A 17,225-nucleotide genomic window follows, 5' to 3' on the forward strand; every position below is an offset into this window, starting at 1 on the left:
GCCAATATCGGAAAAGACGAGGACAATATGACCGAACGAGGCAGAAAAGCACTGTTGCTGGCACCGGCAGGAGTTTGGCTTTTGGTAATGCTTGCCCTTCCTCTGCTGGTCGTCTTCGTCTTTTCCTTTGGCGAACGGGGTGCCGCCGGAGGCTATGTTCCAGCGTTCACTTTGGAACAATATGCCAACCTTCCTGCGCGATGGACGGCGTTTAAGAACACTTTGATCCTTGCACCTCTGGGGACTATCGCTGCGTTGGTAATTGCCTATCCGCTCGCCTACTTTCTTGCGGTGCGTTGTTCACCAAAGTGGAGAACTTCGCTGTTGATCTTGGTAATCGTGCCGTTCTGGACATCGATCCTGATCCGGTCATACGCATGGATTTTCATCCTTGGGGGGCGTGGCTTGCCCGCTTTACTGGAGTCGATCGGCATCGATGATATCCGCCTGATAAATACGCCCTTCGCTGTGCTTGTCGGGATTGTCTATGGGTATCTACCTTTGATGGTTTTCCCGATTTTTGTAAGCTTGGACAAACTGGATAAACGCCTTCTGGAAGCATCGGCTGATCTCGGCTCTACCCCATGGCGTACGTTCCGTCAGGTGACACTTCCTCTGTCGGTACCTGGTATCGCAACAGGCTGCATGCTGGTCTTCATCTTGCTGATGGGCGAGTTTCTGATCCCAGCGATCTTGGGCGGCGGAAAGGTCTTTTTCGTCGGAAATGCGCTGGTGGACCTGTTCCTGCAGTCTCGAAACTGGGCGTACGGATCGGCGGTCGCAATGACGCTGGTTGTCGTAATGCTTGTCACTGTCTCAATTTACATGAAATTCATCTCGCGCCTGGGTGGCCAGCGCGAAGATGTCTCGCTGATGTGAGGGTCCGATGCGCTTATACGCGATTTGCGTCTACCTTTTTCTCTATATTCCAATCGGCATCATCGCGCTTTTCAGCTTCAATGCCGGACGACACGCAAGCCAGTTCATGGGGTTCTCGACCCAATGGTATGGCAAAGCGCTCAACAACCCATTTGTTATGGACGCGCTCGAGACCAGTCTGCTTGCGGCATTCATAACTGCTTGCCTCGCCTCCACACTCGGAACCATGGCGGCCATCGCTTTACAAGGGGTTAAGGGATGGCTCCGAACTTTGTTCGATGCGATGATTTATATTGCGATAATGATACCAGGTATCGTCATCGGTATCGCGACACTCATTGCCCTAGTCACCGTATTCGGCTGGCTAAACCCGCTTCTTGCGAGCCTATGGCCCGATGGAGCAAATCCCCCGCAACTTTCCATGGGGATGCCCACGCTTGTCGCCGCACACACCATGTTCACAATGGCGCTGGTCATAATCATCGTACGTGCAAGGCTATCGGGTATGGACCGTGCCCTCATGGAAGCTTCGGCTGACCTCTTTGCGACGCCTTGGGGCACCTTTCGGCAGGTGACGCTGCCGTTGATAGCACCGGCAATTTTGGCAGGCTTTCTGCTCAGCTTCACTTTCTCATTTGATGATTTCATCATCGCGTTCTTCGTAGCTGGCTCGGAGACAACCCTGCCAATCTACATATTCTCATCCATCCGGCGCGGCGTAACTCCCGAGATCAATGCCATCGGCGCTATGGTTATGGGCGCGTCGCTCTTGTTGCTCGTTGCAGCGCAACTGCTTTTGCGCCGAGGCGCCTCAAAATCGAATAGTTAAATAAAGGAGCCAAGTGAAATGCGGCTTGCAGGTAAAGTCGCGCTCGTGACGGGCGCGGGATCAGGAATTGGTCGGGCAGGTTCAATGGCAATGGCACAAGAGGGTGCGCATGTTGTGGTAACGGATCGCGATGCAACACTTGCTGAAGCCACTGTGGCCGCGATCGTTGCGCAGGGGAATCAAGCATCTGCCATACAGCTTGATGTGACCGATGACGATGCCCTTACCAAAGCCATAGACGAAGCAGTAAAAAACTTCGGTCGGCTTGACGTGTTGCACTCTCATGCTGGGTTGCAGATCGAAGGAACGCTGGAAGAAGTGGAACCAGATGGAATGGATGCTTCTTGGGCATTGAATGTCCGCGCTCACTTCATTGCCGCGCGCGCAGCCGTCCCCCATATGAAATCACAAGGTGGAGGCAGCGTGATCGTCACTGCTTCCAATTCAGGGGTTCAATACGACCGGGGTATGATCGCCTATGCGACTACAAAGCACGCAGCTGTTGCGATGGTCCGGCAGATGGCAGCCGACTACGCTGTCCACGCAATCCGTTTCAATGCCCTTTGTCCAGGATTTGTAGACACCCCCTTCAATGCAGGCTTCGAAAAGCAGATGGGTGGTCGCGCCAAACTGCAAGGCTACATCGAGCAGGCGATCCCTATGAGTCGATGGGCGACAGTTGAAGAGATTGGCCATGGGATCGTCTATTTAGCTTCAGATGAATCCGCTTTTATGACGGGGCAAGCCTTGGTTATCGATGGCGGTGAATGCATTTAGTGATGGGTTAGACCGCTCAAGAGAATGTCTATAGCCGCACTTCATTTTTTGCGAAAACATTTCAGTCCGCTTTGGGCTCTGAAGGGAATGTGAACCGGAGATTCGAATGTCTGCTTGGGAGTGGCGAGCGGACGATCCCGCCCGCCTAAATCGTTAAAGATCGATACGTTCGGCAATACTAAGCGCGTCTTCAAGCTCGACGCCAAGGTAACGCACCGTACTGTCCACTTTGCTGTGACCGAGCAGAAGTTGAACGGCACGTAGGTTTCCGGTCTTTCTGTATATCAAAGCCGCTTTGGTGCGCCTAAGCGAATGCGTGCCGTAGCTGGACGGATCGAGACCAATCGCTGACACCCATTCCCGGACAAGCCTAGCGTATTGCCGGGTCGAAAGATGCGGCAAAGCATGCATACGACTTGGAAACAGATACCGTTGTCCATGCATGTATTGAGAAGAGACCCATTGCGACACGACTTCACGTGTATTCTCCGTCACTTCAAATTGCACTGGCTTCGCAGTTTTACGTTGAACAACGGATACCCGATCGCGAACAGAATTGCCTACGGCGAGATCGTTAACCCTCAGGCGGACGAGATCGCACCCGCGCAACTTGCTATCGATGGCAAGATTGAACAATGCCAGGTCCCTCAGCTTGTTTGCAAGTTCGAGCCGAGCGCGAATGGCCCAGACTTGCTTTGGCTGCAATGGCCGCTTCTGTCCGACTAGTCTGCCTTTGTTCCAGGGCGGGCGACGCGTTGTGACAACGGGAAGTAGAGATTTGGACATCTTAGATCTCCGTCCATTCCCTTCCGTCCCAAACATCGACACCGTGCCGACAGCTGCAGTCTAATTGCCGCTCGCGTGTCCTCAGCACAGGAAATTCTCAGGTTTCAGGAACTGCCACCGCTGATCTTCTTACCCATCACATCCGCTGCCTGCCGCAACGGGTCATCTGCGAGGTGCGCGTAGCGTTGCGTGGTAGACGGGTTCGTGTGTCCAAGCAATCGACCGACTATAGGCAGACTCAGACCGCTGGAAACGAGATGCGACGCATGCGTATGCCGATTGTCGTGGATACGGTAGTCTTGAAGACCTGCTGATGTGGTGACCGAGCTCCAAAATTTCTTCAGATCTTTGTACGGTTGGTCCGGAGAGCGTCCCGGAAACAACCAACGACTTTCAGGAGATGCCCCTGCTTTCATTGCCGCAAGCAAATCACAGGTTGCTGTCGAAATCGGCAGGTGCTCTCGTCGCTTTTGCTTTGTGTGGTGCGACGGCTTTGTCCATACCGCGCGGTCCAAATCGAAGTCTTCCCATTTTGCCTTCAGCACTTCGCCGATCCGTGCGCCTGTTAGGAGCTGCAGGCGAATAGCGTTCGCTGCAACCTGATTTGGATGCTCTGACAGAGCTACCAAAAGTCTTTGCAGCTCATCGTCTGACAGCCAGCGGTCCCGCTTTTCCTCGGGGAATTTTTCTATGCCGCGTGCCGGATTGTCAGAACGCTGACCCCAGCGCACAGACAGTTCAAAAATTTTCGACATGAGCGCCAGAGTGCGATTGGCTTGATACGGCGTATCGCGCAGTTGGTTGTGAAGCTTCTGAACATGCTGATGCGTCACTTCGATGACTTTTAGCTCCCCAAGCTTGGGGAGAATGTGTCTGTCCAGCATCGACCGATCGTTCCGAACACTACCGGGGCGTTTCTTTGGCTCCGCGTGTTCGGTCATGTATTGCGCGGCAAGTGAGTTCACCGTTGGTGAGTGCCTGAGCGTTTGAGCGTCCGCGACAGGATCTCCGCCACGGACCACGTCAGCAAGAAGCGCGCGTGCCATTTCGCGGGCGGCGCCCAAAGACAAGGTCGGCCCATATCGCCCAAGTGTCTTGCGTTTCGACCGACCGGTTTGTTTGTTGCGATATTGAACTAAGAAGCTTTTGACGCCGGTCGTTTTCACGCGGAGTCCAAAACCCGGCAAACCGTCGTCCCAATAGATCGTGTCCCGGTTTGTTGCTAAAAGGCGATCGACACTTGATTTTGTTAATCTGACGTTGGGCATATTGGTCTCCGACGGAGTGGGTAAGCGCAAGGTAAGCAAAGTGCGGAGAGTTGGGAAGGGTCTTATAGAAACTTCAACACGCAAAAACTACTGCTATTTAAAGAAATATACTGCCCAATCGAATTGGCTATTATGCTATCGAAAATAGGATGATAAGATTTGTAATCAGTAGGTCCCCAGTTCGAGTCCGTGTGGGGGCACCACCAAATCATTGAAATTTATAACGTCCCGATCTGACACTGAGGCTTTACCTGCCTCCGTCCGAGTTGGGCGGAACCGTCCTTTACCGTTGTTCCCCGGAGTAGCCATGTATATGGGCATTTCAATCGGGAAATAGGGGAACTCAGGTCTAACTCGCTGGACAGTAACAAAAAACAAGTCCGAAACAGGGTTGGGACATGAAAGTGGCTCTGGTACAGAAATGAGAGACTCAGGTTTTGGGTAATCAGATTCATACAATATGGTAATGTCGGGAGCTATGTACGCTTGCGCCGCGACAAATTTTGTTCCCCGATAGAACGGGAAAAGGATTGGTATTGAAAACACGTTCCCCGGAAGGGGCACCGTCAGTCGATCCGATGCATCGGACCTGGGGATGTGTCGGACCACGCCAAAGCCTGAGGATGTGATCGGGGTGCCGTTGCGCGCAGGTGACTTCCTTCGGGGCTGCCCGCTAATTTTCCTGATCTGGCAGGTCAAAGCACATTGTTATCATCTCGTTGTGCTTGTAAGGACGTTGCACTGTCCGAAAGGGCCGCGCCATGCGGGCGTGATGGAATGGTAGACATATCAGACTTAAAATCTGAAGGGCGTATGCCCGTGTGGGTTCGAGTCCCACCGCCCGCACCAGGCACTTTCGAAAGGAACATTCCGCTGCCCGGGTTGCGCGCCTTCGGGACCGAAAATGCTGTGAAGCGCAGCCTACGTCGTCATGGCGTCATATTCATGACCAGGACTATACCGGATACCCCAATTCCCGGATCAGCCTCCAGATGTCCTTGTTCGCGGCTGACAACTGATTGACGACTGTCTCGATTTCGCGAAGCGCATCATCATCTACCGTGTCCGAGCGCCCCAGTCTGATATCGGTCTTACGGTCAGAAATCCGCATCAGAATTGTTTTCGGGTTTCCGCTTTCCTGATCGAATGAATAGATGCAGTGGTTATACTTGTTTCGAATGCCAGAAAGCTTGCTGAGCCGTTGCGTGCGTTCGAGGATCGGGTCACGAACCTGCGCGGGTCTTCCCTCCATCTTGGCAAGCCGTTCGACCAGATCAATACGCGCGCGGGTTGTGTTCAAGGTCAGGAAAATAATGACGGCCACGTCTTTCGACGTTCCGGAAAGGCCCGCGATCAGGTGGATCAGCAGGCTTTCGGTGTTGGTCCACATATAGTTCAGCCTGCCAACCAGAAGGATCAGGCGATCGAACCGGGCTTCGAACGTGTCAGTCAAGGGCGGATTGCTGCGCCTCGTGCGGCGCAACCTCGTAATAGAAATGCGCGGCAGCGGTGCGGTTGCTGACACCGATCTTACCAACCACGTTGTGCATATGCAACTTGACCGTATGTTCCGTAATTCCCAGCTTGGCCGCAATCAACTTGTTGCTTTTGCCTTGCGAGACAAGTTGCAGGACCTGCTTTTCGCGACGCGTCAGCTTCAGGTACCGCGACTGCTGGTCGACACCATTGGGGGCACTTGTCACTGGTCGGTTCGGGACGTCCCGAGTGTGCTGGCCTGGAAAGGCGACGCAATCGGCAAGGAAACTGGGCAGGTACAATTCTTCATGCATCAGCAGCCTGAGGATGGCACGCCAAGCATCGGGCGCCACATTCATCGGCAGAAATCCAACTTCGCCGAACTGCTCGCGATCCCAGGATTTAAACATATGCCGGGCTGATTCTTCTTTGCGATAGGCAAAGGCAAGACAGCCGGATCCGGTACTTTTGGTATAGGCCATTGGGCGCGCCAGCAGGTCTTCAAGCATCATCTGATCAACAACAACGATCTTGCTGCAACCGGGCGCTTGGCTGCTCATGGCTTCGAGGGTTTCAAACCGTCGGGCGCGAACTCCGAATTCGGTTTGAACGCTTCTTAGGGTCTGATTGGAGTAGAATAATTCTTTTCCAATAAAGACAACCGAAAAATCTTCTGAATAAAGATCCTGATTGGCAGTTTCATCTATCAATGACGCACTCATCACATTCCCTCGCAAACAGGGTCAACCAAAAATTGCTTATTTGAATTCTGGTGGTCTGAAATAGTTAACTAATCAAATAGGTAATTAAATTTTATTATACTCGAAAGCATGGTTTTCCACAACCGGGAGGAGTGTTTCCATAGCCCGTACCATAGAACTTTCGGTTAGGTTTCCGCTTGGATTTTTGTGCAACTAGCGGAAACAATTGAATTATTTTGTTGCGACTTTTTATGGGTGGGTCATGCGGGGCAGGCGTACGCAAATTTAGGCGCTTTCTAAAAGAAAGTAATAAAAACAATGATGTAACTACCTCAAAACTTTCGACTAGCTAGGCGTGGGCGTGCGTCGCTGCGAACATGGCTGGGCTTCAATTGTCGAAGCGCCTGTCCCTGTCGCGCCGGTCATTGCGTATTTAAGCAACCTTCATGAACCGTCGCGCTTTCGGCTTAGCCGGGAAAGGAGGTGGCCATTTAGAAACTTCCACAGACCGCTTTCAGCGCGTTCAAGTGCTGCGCGGGTATTTTTGTTTCAATCTCGCCTGATGCCGCTTTTTAGATGAATGGCGGTCTGGCGTTCCAGAAATAGGAATTTGTCATGAGACGTAATGTGAATAATACAAACGTAACAACCGTCGACGAAATTAATGTCGAAAACCTGGAAGCTCCGGTAAATGTTGAAATCCCGATTGATGAGGCGTTTGTTGAAGCTGATCTGACTGCACAACAGCAGCAGCAGGACCAGAATGTCGAAAACTCCAACGATCAGGGCCAAGACCAAAATCAAGGCCAGGATCAGGGTCAGGAACAAGGCCAGGACCAAGGTCAGGATCAGGGCCAGGATCAGGATCAAGGTCAGGATCAGGACCAGACGCTCAATGCCGGAGATAACACCAACGACAACTCAAACAGCAATGCGATCAATATCGACTTTGGTGGCGGAGAGTGGATTCCGCGCGATGACGATCAGGTTGATCTGGACTTCGGAGATAACGCGTCGGTTGGCGACGTAATCACTGCAGGCCGTGATCTGAACTATGATCCTGGCGATGACATGAATGTCGATATCTCAATGGATGGTGCCGGAACCGCGATGGCGGCCGTCAACAGTCAGGTGGCCAGCCTGAGCGATGACGACACCCTGGAATCGGCGTCGGTTTCGAACAATTCCGGTTTCTATCAGAATGGTAGTGCCTATGGCGGTACCGCCAACGCTGAAGAAGGTATCGGCGTCAAGTCCAGTGGTGGAGATTCGGGCGACGGTGGTACCAGCTATGGTGGTTCGGCAGACTCGACCACGCTGGGCAGCCATGCGTTTGGTGCCGGTGGCGATACCGGCAGCGCCGACGCGGATTCGAGTGGCGGCGCAGGCGGTGATACCGGTGACGCAAATAACGCCAGCATTGGTGTCGGCCTGTCCGGCGCAGGGGCTGACGGTGACAGCACTGGCGGCGACGGCGGCGACGCTGACAGTTCGTCTTCTGCTGACAACGACGGCAGCTCAAGCGTTGACGGTGACGGAACCGGTGGTAACGGCGGAAGCGCAGATTCGTTTGGTCTGGGACTGGGCCTTGGTCTGTCTGGCTCGAATGCCTCGGGTAGCGCCGATGGCGGCGACAGCGATTCCGACTCGAGCGGCACAGGCTTTGGTCTGGCCGGCAATGACGTAGACGCCGAAGGATCAGACGGCGGTGACGGCAGCGCTTCGACGGACGGTTCGTCGTCGAATTCCAGTGACAGCACTACCGAAGCCAATGATGCGACCGCGGGCAGCAACGCTGCAGAGGGCAGCGCTGACAGTGGCGCGGACAGCTCGGCCGACGGCACTGGCGGACCTGGTACCGGCGGTGAAGGCACGGGCGGCGAAGGAACCGGTGGTGAAGGATCCGGTGGCGACGGCACGGGCGGTGACGGAACCGGCGGTGACGGCGAAGGCGGATTTGCTGCGATGGTCGAAGCTGCAATCATGGCCCTGCAGGAAGAGCTTGGCATGATTGATGCCGAAGCGGGCGAAGGTGGTGATGGAACTGGCGGTGACGGAACCGGTGGCGACGGTTCGGGCGGCGATGGCTCTGGTGGCGATGGCTCAGGCGGTGACGGTTCGGGCGGCGATGGTTCCGGTGGAACCGCTGACGCGGATTCGGATGCGCAGGGTGTTGGCGACCAGTCCGCAAGCGGCCCCGACATCAACCAAAGCCCAGGTGACGTGAACGGTGCGTCCAGCAATTCGCAGAACACGGATGGCAGCGGTGGTAATGGCGGATCCAATTCGGCCAACGGCACAGCGGACGCAGCGGGTTCTGGTACGTCTGCAGCAGACGGTGACGGCGGAGCAGGCGGCACAACGACGCCCACATCCACGTCTTCGGGCAACGGTGCCGGATCTGCCGATGCAGCCAATACCGCCGGTGATGGCGGAGCGGCGGATGTATTCGGTGATGCCGATACAAACGGAGCCGCCGACAGCCTTGCTGAAGCAATCGCCGGATACGGTGGTTCGGGCATGTCCGATAACGATGCCACATCGACCGGGTCGGGCGATGCGACCGGTGCGGCCAGCTCGGGTGCCGGTGGTGCCGGCGGCGCGTCCGCCGCAAATGGCGGAGCCAGCGGATACTCGACCGGTACAGCCATGTCCGGTGACACCATGGGTGGAACCATCACGGGCGGCAGCGCGGCCGGTGCCTATTCAGGTGACGGTGGCGCAGGTGGCAACGGTGGCAGCTGGGGCTCGAACAACGGTGGCGATGGCATCGTGAGCGGTGAGTCCTATGCCTCGGCAGCGGCTGTTGTCGACACCTCGGCCTTTAACCAGTCGATCGTCATGGGGGCCAACGTGCTTGGCAACTCGGTCGATACGACCATGGTCGGTGGCTCGATGACCTCGTCCTACGCAAGCGACGACAACGACGCATAAGTCATAAGGCGAGGCCCGCATTATCGGGCCTCGCTATTTTCGAAAATGCCGGGGCCGCGTGCAGTGGCCCCGGCCCAACTGAACCCAAAGCGGAAATTCTGGCCGGTGCGGGTGAAAAAGGATGACCGACATGGCCCTTGACGCAATTACGGAAACGATAGCGCATTTTGTTGGAACATTTGAACTTACGATCGAACAGGCCCGGCTGCGGGACCAGTATGACGAATTCACCGCCCTGAGGCGAAAAGCAGAAATTGACGGGCTGGACGATCCTGCTGCGATCCACATCAGGGCCGATCTTGATATCCCGGTGGGCGAATACAAACTCCTCCCATACAATTTTGCCCCACCTCAACCTAACCTGCCGCTACCAGACGCGCCGAAGGGGCCTGTACATGAATCGGTGATTATCCTTGGGGGAGATGGGCCGGTTTCCGAGCGTTTTGTCCCGGACGACACGATTGGACCGTCATCCGTTCCTACACTTGTCATTCTGCAGCCGGAAAACGTGCCGTTGGGGTCGGCGGTAAGTTACACCATGCAAAAGGTTTTCCTGCGTGACAACGATACGGTGGGCGAGGGTGAATTTCGCGACACGGATGCGCTGATCGCGAAAGGTGAGCAGATGCTGGACATGGCGTTGTCACTTCATGCCGTAGCAAGCCCGTCATTTTCACTCGCGGATTACCAGTCATTCGAGATGGTCGAGGCACTGGCCGAACAGATGTTGAACCCGATGAACGGGGATGTGGATGGCGTCACCGTGTATCAGTTCAATGGCGATGATGCCTTGGGTGTGATCGTCAATGGCGAGCACATGGCCGAAGCACCTGAATGGACCGACCTGCTGCCCGCTTTCCATCAGCCGGATGAGGCGACTGGCGATGAAGCGGAAACGCCGTGGCCTGCCGAATGGGATCAGTCCAAGGATCCCGATTTTGACGACGGGCATCTGGTGGTGACCGGCGGCAATCTGGCGATCAATGCAGTGTCTGCGACAATTGGTTGGGTGGATGCTCCGTACATTGTTGTAGGCGGACAGGCCATCAATCTGACGGTCATCAGTCAGGTCGCGCTTGTTTCCGACTGGGACGTGGGTGCCATGAATGCCGGAAGCGGTACCAACCTGGTTCAGTCTTCGGTGATCGAAGTCGAAGGCAAAGAGGCCGCCTGGCTGGACGATGCCGACGGAACAGGCGGCCAGCCCGCATACGTTGTTGTGGACTGGGTTCACGGCGATCTGGTGGTCGCGAATTTCATCAGCCAGAGTATTGATGCCACCGATATCGATCACATTCAGACCGAAATTTCAGCCACATCCACGCTTTACGTGCTGGGCGACAACGAAATGTACAATGTCGCCGACATTGTGCAGTTGGGCAGCTATTACGATCTGATCATGATCGGCGGAAACATGATTTCAGTCGATGTGCTGATTCAGTCCATGGCCCTTATGGATGACGATATCATCAGCGGTGGAGTACCCGCGTCGATAATGGACGGTGATGAAAACCTGCTCATGAACGACGCGTCGGTCAAAACGATCGGCAAGGACATTCACCAGGATATGCAACAGAATATGGCGGACGCGCTGGCCATACAGGAAATGGACATGGAGGCGTTGGAAGACGCGCTTCTGAATGATCCGATGTTCGCCGGGATGGAACAGTTGCGCGTCCTCAAGATCGACGGCGATCTTATGCAGGTGAACATCGTCAACCAGGTCACGATGATGCTGGATCAGGATGACATTGACCTGTCGGGCCCGAATGCTGCCGGGGCCGAAGTTGTCGCGGGCAGCAATGCCATGCTGAACACTGCCCATCTGACCAAGATGGGTGTGGACTCGACAGTCATGGCAGCTGACGGGTCGTACTCCGATCTGTTGCTGCATCAGGCCAGCCTGATCGACATGCCGGACAACGACGAGATCACCGCGATGACCAATGAGGCAATTGCCGCCATCATGGGTGACATGACCGTCGCGCAACCGGATGCGGCCCTGGCACTGAATACCCCAGCTGTTGATGCAACTACACCTGACGACGGCCTGCAAACCATGCTGGCCTGATCCCCCCAAGATTTTACCGAGTGACCAAAAGGTTTCTACATGTCGTTTGTTTTTTCGTCGCACCGCCATCCTTTATCCAGCCCGCTGGACAGGCAAGGCGGGTTGGGTCTGAAGCGTCAGGATCCCGAATCAGGGGCAGATCCTGCAAAACGGGCCACAGGTGCCAAAACCCGACTGCATCTGACGCAGGAGTTCCGAGTGCCTGAACCAGATCAAAACCGGCCGGTTGAAAACGATGCGTTGAAACAGGCCAAAGACCAGAAACACTCATGTGAACTACCGCGCGCTGAACCTCCCCATCGGTGTGCGGCGCCGCAGCCCGTGCAAGACAAGGACATTGCGGGCGGTGGTGACGGGGTGGCTGATGCTGACGGCCCGGATCATGCAACCGCAGACGAAACGACAGCGCGCAAGACCCCCTCTGCGCGCGCGTCCGGCGCGGATCACATGGGCGCAACGATCGAGGCCAAAGCAAACCAGCCACTGTTGCGGGCAAAAGCCGGCGGCGGTGACGGGAACGGGCCACCCCAAACCTTTCACAAGCGCACCCCGCCCGAGGATTTCCAGCGCACATTGCGGGATTCGATCCGGGCGATCCGGCGCAACCTGGCATTTGTTCTGGTGCTGACCTGCGCCACCAATATTCTGATCCTGTCGATCCCGATCTACCTGTTTCAGATCAGTGACAGGGTTCTGACCAGCCGATCCTTGGATACGCTGATCATGTTGACGGCGATCGTCGCCGGGGCCGTGATTTTTCAGTCTGCTTTTGATGCGGTGCGGCGGTTTACGCTGATGCGAACCGGCGTCGAGGTTGCCGTTCGTTTGGGTGCACCGGTGCTTAGTGCTGCTGCGCACGCGTCGTTGCATGGAAACGGGCGCGAATATCAGACGCTCGGCGATTTGCAGCAGCTGCGCGGTTTTCTGGTCTCGGGAACTTTGATTTCGTTTCTGGACGTGCCATTCGCGCCCCTGTTCATTCTGATGATCTTTCTCGTGCACCCGCAACTGGGCATGATCGTCGTGGTGACGGCGCTGATCCTGATGACGATTGCGCTGGTCAACCAGAAAATGACAGCCAAACCCTTTGCCGAGGCAAACAGGGCGCAATCCATGGCAAACCTGCATCTGGATTCCATGTCGCGCAACAGCCAGATTATCAACGCCTTGGCCATGATCCCCGAAGCAGTGCGGATCTGGGGGCGGGACACCGCCCAATCCCTAACCTGGCAGGTACGCGCGCAGGATCGAAACGTGATCTTCGCGGCGATTTCACGCGCAGTTCGCCTGCTGACACAGATTGGCATTCTCGGATGGGGCGCATTTCTGGCACTGCAGGGAGAGATTACCGGCGGCATGGTGATTGCGGCCTCGATCATTGCCGGGCGCGCCTTTGCGCCCATCGAAGGTTCGATTGAAGGGTGGAACAGTTACCTTCTGACGCGCGCGGCCTATGGGCGGATCAAGGCGCTGCTGTCAACCTCGGCTCTGCAACACGAGAAATTGCGCCTGCCGCGACCCGAAGGCCGGTTGGATGTAGAGCGGTTGCTTTATGTCCCCGGCGGAACCAAACGTGTGGTTCTGAACGGGATTACTTTCTCACTCACCCCCGGCGAAACACTGGCGATTATCGGCAATTCCGGTGCGGGCAAAACCACCTTGGGCAAAACCCTTGTCGGGTCCGTTCTGCCCACGTCGGGAAGTGTGCGGCTGGACCTGATGGATATCCGCAACTGGGACCCACGCCAGTTTGGCGAAAGCATTGGTTATCTGCCACAGGATGTGCAGTTGTTCCCTGGAACCATCAAGGACAATATCGGCCGGATGCGGGCCGACGCCACGGACGAACAGATCCACGATGCCGCTGTTCTGGCTGATGTACACAACATGATCGCAACCCTGCCGCAGGGGTATGAGACCGTGGTGGCCGCTGATGGATCGCCTTTATCGGGCGGACAGAAACAACGCATTGCGCTGGCGCGGGCGTTTTTTGGAAACCCGCGAATGGTGGTATTGGACGAGCCGAACTCGAACCTTGACGTCGCCGGGGACAAAGCCTTGGGGCGCGCCATTGAACAGGCGCGTGAAAGCAAGATCACCGTGGTCGTCATTACGCAGAAACCGACGCTGCTGAACGTGGTCGACAAGATCATGTTGCTGACCGATGGGCGCGTCGCATTGTTTGGGCAGCGGGAGCAGGTTCTTCAGCAGATCAACGGGCCGCGCAAACGGACTGGAATTGAAGGGCAACAGGGGGGCTGACCATGAATGACCTCGTACCCGTAAGGCACTCTGCCGGTGAACCAGACGTCTGGTATGCGGAAGTTCCGCGCTCGATCAACCGTTTTATTGTCATCGGTACTATTATGCTGGTCGTCTGTTTCGGCGGTTTTGGCGTATGGTCTTTCAGCGCCCCGCTGGCGGCGGCGGTCATTGCGCAGGGCAGTTTTGTCGCCACTGGACGCAACAAGATCGTCCAGCACCTTGAGGGCGGGATCATCGAAGACATCAAGGTTGTTGAGGGGCAATCGGTTCAGGCAGGTCAGGTGCTGATGACGCTGGATCAGACCTCGGCCCAGGCCAATGAGCGCGAGCTGTTCATCCGCAAACTGCGCTTGCAGGCGATGACCGAGCGGTTGCTGGCGGAATATGGGGAACGGGATCGTCTGGTCTTTACACCAGATCTGGTCGAGGCCTCCAAAGACGTGGAAGTCATGGCCATTCTCGACGGTCAAATGCTCAGCTTTGATGTGTCGCGCAAGACCTTGCTGAATGATGTGGCGCTATTGGAACGCAACATGGAAGCGTTGAAGATTCGGGCAAGTGGCTTTGAGGCCCAATTGGACAGCATGGCCACACGTGCCGAAATCTTGCAGGAGGAATACGAGTCCAAGAACCAGCTTTTCCAGAAAGGGCTGGTTCGAAAGGGCGAATTGAACACGATCCGGCGTGTGCAGGCCGAAGCCGAGGGACAGCAGGCCCGGTTGCGGGCGGAGGCCGCTGAAATCAATCAGATGCTTTTAAAGTACCAGGAACAGATTACACGCACCCGATCCGCCTATCGCGAGGCAGCACTGGATGAATTGGGCGTGGTCGAGGCCGATCTGGAAAGCGTGCGCGAAAAATCCCGTCAGGCCCGCAATGTTCTGGACCGGGCCGTGGTGCGGGCCCCTGTGACCGGGACAGTGGTTCGCCTGCATTATCATACGCCAGGTGGCGTAATCGAAACGGGCGAACCCATTGCCGAAATCCTGCCTGCCGACGCGCCGTTGATTATTGAGGCGCAAATCCCGCGCACCGAGATTGACAGTGTGGTAACCGGGCAGACCGCCTCTGTCCGCCTGATCGCGCTCAATCAGCGCACAACGCCGGTTCTGTACGGAGAAGTTTTTTATGTTTCAGCCGACGCGCTGCTTGAAGAGGCAGCTGGCGTTCCAAAAGAGGTGTATCTGGCGCGCATCTCACTTACCCCGGACGAACTACATCGGGTGAGCGGCTTTGTTCCGACCCCCGGCATGCCTGCGGAAATTATGATCCAAACCGAAGAACGAACTTTTGCAGCTTATATCGCCAAACCTGTGTCGGACAGCATGTCGCGCGCGTTTCGCGAGCAATAACCTAGGTGCCTAAGGCCGTTGGTTCACCTACCTCAAGTCGCGTGCTAATCCTTTTGGGAAAAGCGTGAATGGGAGCGTGTGTGCCTTTGACGACGCAAGACTTGGGTTTTCACGCGCTCCACATCCTTGGCGGGCTGGCGGATCGGGTCAGCGGTGGTTACGAAATCACAGGTTCATGAAGCGCCAGATATCCGCATCTGATGCAAATCAATGCAAAACACATTTTAATCGAGACATGTTTGGCCGGAAGTCACCATAAGGAACACCCGACCATGTTTCGCCTTGCCGCCATGCTTTATTCACTGATCGCCACTGCCATTTCAGGTTCTGCCGTAATCGCCGTGCTTTCTGCTGGATTGGTCTCTGTCAGCGCAATTGTCGGCGCAGCAGTTGCCGGGGCTGTGATCGCTGCTCCGGTGTCTTGGATTGTGGCCCGGCGGTTGTACAGGGGCGCCTGATCAGGCGTTCAGGAATGTCCGGACTGCCGCTTCGAACTCACGTGGTTTTTCGGCGTGCAGCCAATGCCCGGCTCCGGGTATTTTGGCAAAACGCGCGCCGGAAAACAGAGAGCGGATTGCAGGGCGGTGTTCCGGCAGGACATAATCCGATGCCGCGCCCGACAGAAACAGGGCGGGGCCATCCCATGTGGCGTCCAACTTGGGGAAGCCCATGATCTTTGGCATCTCAGCTGCCAGAACATCCAGATTAAGCAGCCATCGTTTTCCCTTGATATCCAGCGATTGGGTGAAAAAGCTTTGCAACGCTTTCTCAACACCTTGTTCGGCCAGTTGCATCTCCGCGTCCGACCGGCGGGCGATGCGCGAAAAATCAACAGCCCGCATGGCGTCGATGAACTGGATTTGGCTGTGCGAGTATTGAACCGGCGCAATGTCGGCGACCACCAGCTTGTTCACCAACCCATTGTGCCGCAGAGCCAGCGTCATAGCAGCCTTTCCACCCATGGAATGCCCAAGAACATCCGCCACGCCGCCGATCTGTTCTATGACTTCGGCGATATCCTGTGCCAGATGGGGATAATCATGGCTCGGGTCCCACATGCTGTAGGCATGGTTGCGCATGTCCACCGCCACAACCTGCCGTTCGTCTGAAAGCCTTTTGGCAATGACGCCCCAGTTCCGAGCAGATCCGTAAAGGCCGTGTGCTATGACCAGCGGGGGGCGGGCGGTGGGTTCGCCATGTACAATCGTGTTCAGCATAGCTTGCGTGATACAAGCGCCTACAGCGGATCACCAGCCCCATTGTAGGTCTTTGTGGCGCAGGCTAGATTGCTGCGGCAGGAGAGAGCCCATGCCGCAGGACACAGACATTCAGACCCGGATCGCTGAGACAGTGGCGTTGCTGCGTGCCAAGCTTGGCGTGCGTGACAAGACGCTAGAGGCATCCATTCGAAAGGCAAAACGACGTCTGCCGCGCCGGGTGTACCGGCAGGCCATGGTGCTTGCCCGGTCCGAGGCGATGGCATCGCACCCAAAGATGCGGTTGATTCTGGATACCCCAAAGCTCGTCAGGGCGTCGGATGTGGTGCAGGACCATCTGGGAAGCATCAATCTTGCGGATCGCAGGTGGGGCTGGTTCCTTGGATTGCTGGGGGGGCTGGCTTTCAACCTGTTGGCTCTGACAGCGCTGCTGCTTGTCTTTCTGTGGTGGCGCGATTTGATCTGACCTTTAGAAGGCAGCCAAGCTGACGCTTGACCTGATCTTCTTTTGTCGGAGCGGTCGCTCAAACAACAAAAAACGGCGCCTCAAGAGCGCCGTTTTCTTTACTTTTTAAACGTTTACAAGTTCGGGTAGATGGGGAAGCGGTTGCAGAGATCTGCGACCTGGGCGCGGACGCGGGCTTCGACTTCGGAGTTGCCGTCTTCGCCG

At 56.0% G+C, this 17,225-nt stretch carries 14 protein-coding genes and 1 tRNA gene; 10 read left to right on the top strand and 5 right to left on the bottom strand.

Translation table 11 applies throughout. From position 1 onward, the window contains the following. Positions 1-27: 27 nt before the first annotated feature. The 3 genes from ACR0ID_RS16800 to ACR0ID_RS16810 are packed head-to-tail and all read left to right on the top strand — an operon-like array spanning position 28 to position 2,485. Positions 28-879: an ABC transporter permease gene (locus ACR0ID_RS16800; RefSeq protein WP_480521118.1), complete on the top strand. Its 852-nt coding sequence runs from the start codon at positions 28-30 to the stop codon at positions 877-879. Between the two features lie 7 nt (positions 880-886). Next, positions 887-1,708 (top strand): ABC transporter permease, encoded by an 822-nt coding sequence (locus ACR0ID_RS16805; RefSeq protein ID WP_480521120.1) that lies wholly within the window; start codon positions 887-889, stop codon positions 1,706-1,708. A gap of 18 nt (positions 1,709-1,726) precedes the next feature. Next, on the top strand, positions 1,727-2,485 hold the full coding sequence (locus ACR0ID_RS16810) for an SDR family NAD(P)-dependent oxidoreductase (RefSeq protein ID WP_480607194.1): 759 nt from the start codon (positions 1,727-1,729) through the stop codon (positions 2,483-2,485). Between the two features lie 153 nt (positions 2,486-2,638). Here the strand turns inward: ACR0ID_RS16810 and ACR0ID_RS16815 are convergent, their stop codons facing one another. Next, positions 2,639-3,271: a tyrosine-type recombinase/integrase gene (locus ACR0ID_RS16815; protein ID WP_170542186.1), complete on the bottom strand. Its 633-nt coding sequence runs from the start codon at positions 3,269-3,271 to the stop codon at positions 2,639-2,641. A 104-nt stretch (positions 3,272-3,375) separates the two neighbouring features. After that, positions 3,376-4,539, bottom strand: a complete 1,164-nt coding sequence (locus ACR0ID_RS16820; RefSeq protein ID WP_480607197.1) for a tyrosine-type recombinase/integrase — start codon at positions 4,537-4,539, stop codon at positions 3,376-3,378. A gap of 763 nt (positions 4,540-5,302) precedes the next feature. Here ACR0ID_RS16820 and ACR0ID_RS16825 point away from each other — a divergent pair. After that, positions 5,303-5,388: transfer RNA gene (locus ACR0ID_RS16825), tRNA-Leu, on the top strand. A gap of 106 nt (positions 5,389-5,494) precedes the next feature. Here the strand turns inward: ACR0ID_RS16825 and ACR0ID_RS16830 are convergent. Both ACR0ID_RS16830 and ACR0ID_RS16835 read right to left on the bottom strand, forming a co-directional pair. Then, positions 5,495-5,992, bottom strand: a complete 498-nt coding sequence (locus tag ACR0ID_RS16830) for a hypothetical protein (RefSeq protein ID WP_480473566.1) — start codon at positions 5,990-5,992, stop codon at positions 5,495-5,497. Further along, complete coding sequence (locus ACR0ID_RS16835; protein WP_480607200.1) at positions 5,985-6,737, bottom strand: helix-turn-helix transcriptional regulator; 753 nt, start codon at positions 6,735-6,737, stop codon at positions 5,985-5,987. The genes ACR0ID_RS16830 and ACR0ID_RS16835 overlap by 8 nt, the downstream gene beginning before the upstream one ends. Positions 6,738-7,331: 594 nt before the next feature. Between ACR0ID_RS16835 and ACR0ID_RS16840 the strand changes: the two genes are divergently transcribed. From ACR0ID_RS16840 to ACR0ID_RS16860, 5 genes are all read left to right on the top strand, one after another. Further along, entirely contained in the window at positions 7,332-9,650 is a 2,319-nt protein-coding gene (locus ACR0ID_RS16840) for a hypothetical protein (protein ID WP_480496303.1), read from the top strand. A 130-nt stretch (positions 9,651-9,780) separates the two neighbouring features. After that, on the top strand, positions 9,781-11,721 hold the full coding sequence (locus ACR0ID_RS16845; RefSeq protein WP_480607203.1) for a type I secretion protein: 1,941 nt from the start codon (positions 9,781-9,783) through the stop codon (positions 11,719-11,721). A gap of 39 nt (positions 11,722-11,760) precedes the next feature. Beyond that, entirely contained in the window at positions 11,761-13,983 is a 2,223-nt protein-coding gene (locus ACR0ID_RS16850) for a type I secretion system permease/ATPase (RefSeq protein WP_480607206.1), read from the top strand. Positions 13,984-13,985: 2 nt separating this feature from the next. Further along, positions 13,986-15,338, top strand: coding sequence for an HlyD family type I secretion periplasmic adaptor subunit (locus ACR0ID_RS16855; RefSeq protein WP_480473560.1), 1,353 nt, complete (start codon positions 13,986-13,988; stop codon positions 15,336-15,338). 272 nt (positions 15,339-15,610) lie between these two features. Further along, on the top strand, positions 15,611-15,796 hold the full coding sequence (locus tag ACR0ID_RS16860) for a hypothetical protein (RefSeq protein WP_480555927.1): 186 nt from the start codon (positions 15,611-15,613) through the stop codon (positions 15,794-15,796). Here the strand turns inward: ACR0ID_RS16860 and ACR0ID_RS16865 are convergent, their stop codons facing one another. Continuing rightward, positions 15,797-16,555 carry an alpha/beta fold hydrolase gene (locus ACR0ID_RS16865; RefSeq protein ID WP_480521166.1) on the bottom strand — a complete coding sequence of 253 codons (759 nt, stop codon included), beginning with the start codon at positions 16,553-16,555 and terminating at the stop codon, positions 15,797-15,799. It lies immediately after the preceding gene. A gap of 91 nt (positions 16,556-16,646) precedes the next feature. On the opposite strand from ACR0ID_RS16865, the gene ACR0ID_RS16870 reads away from it, so the two are divergent. Beyond that, positions 16,647-17,021, top strand: a complete 375-nt coding sequence (locus ACR0ID_RS16870) for a hypothetical protein (RefSeq protein WP_480521168.1) — start codon at positions 16,647-16,649, stop codon at positions 17,019-17,021. Positions 17,022-17,225: the final 204 nt, after the last annotated feature.

The organism is Ruegeria sp. AL2, assembly GCF_056540845.1.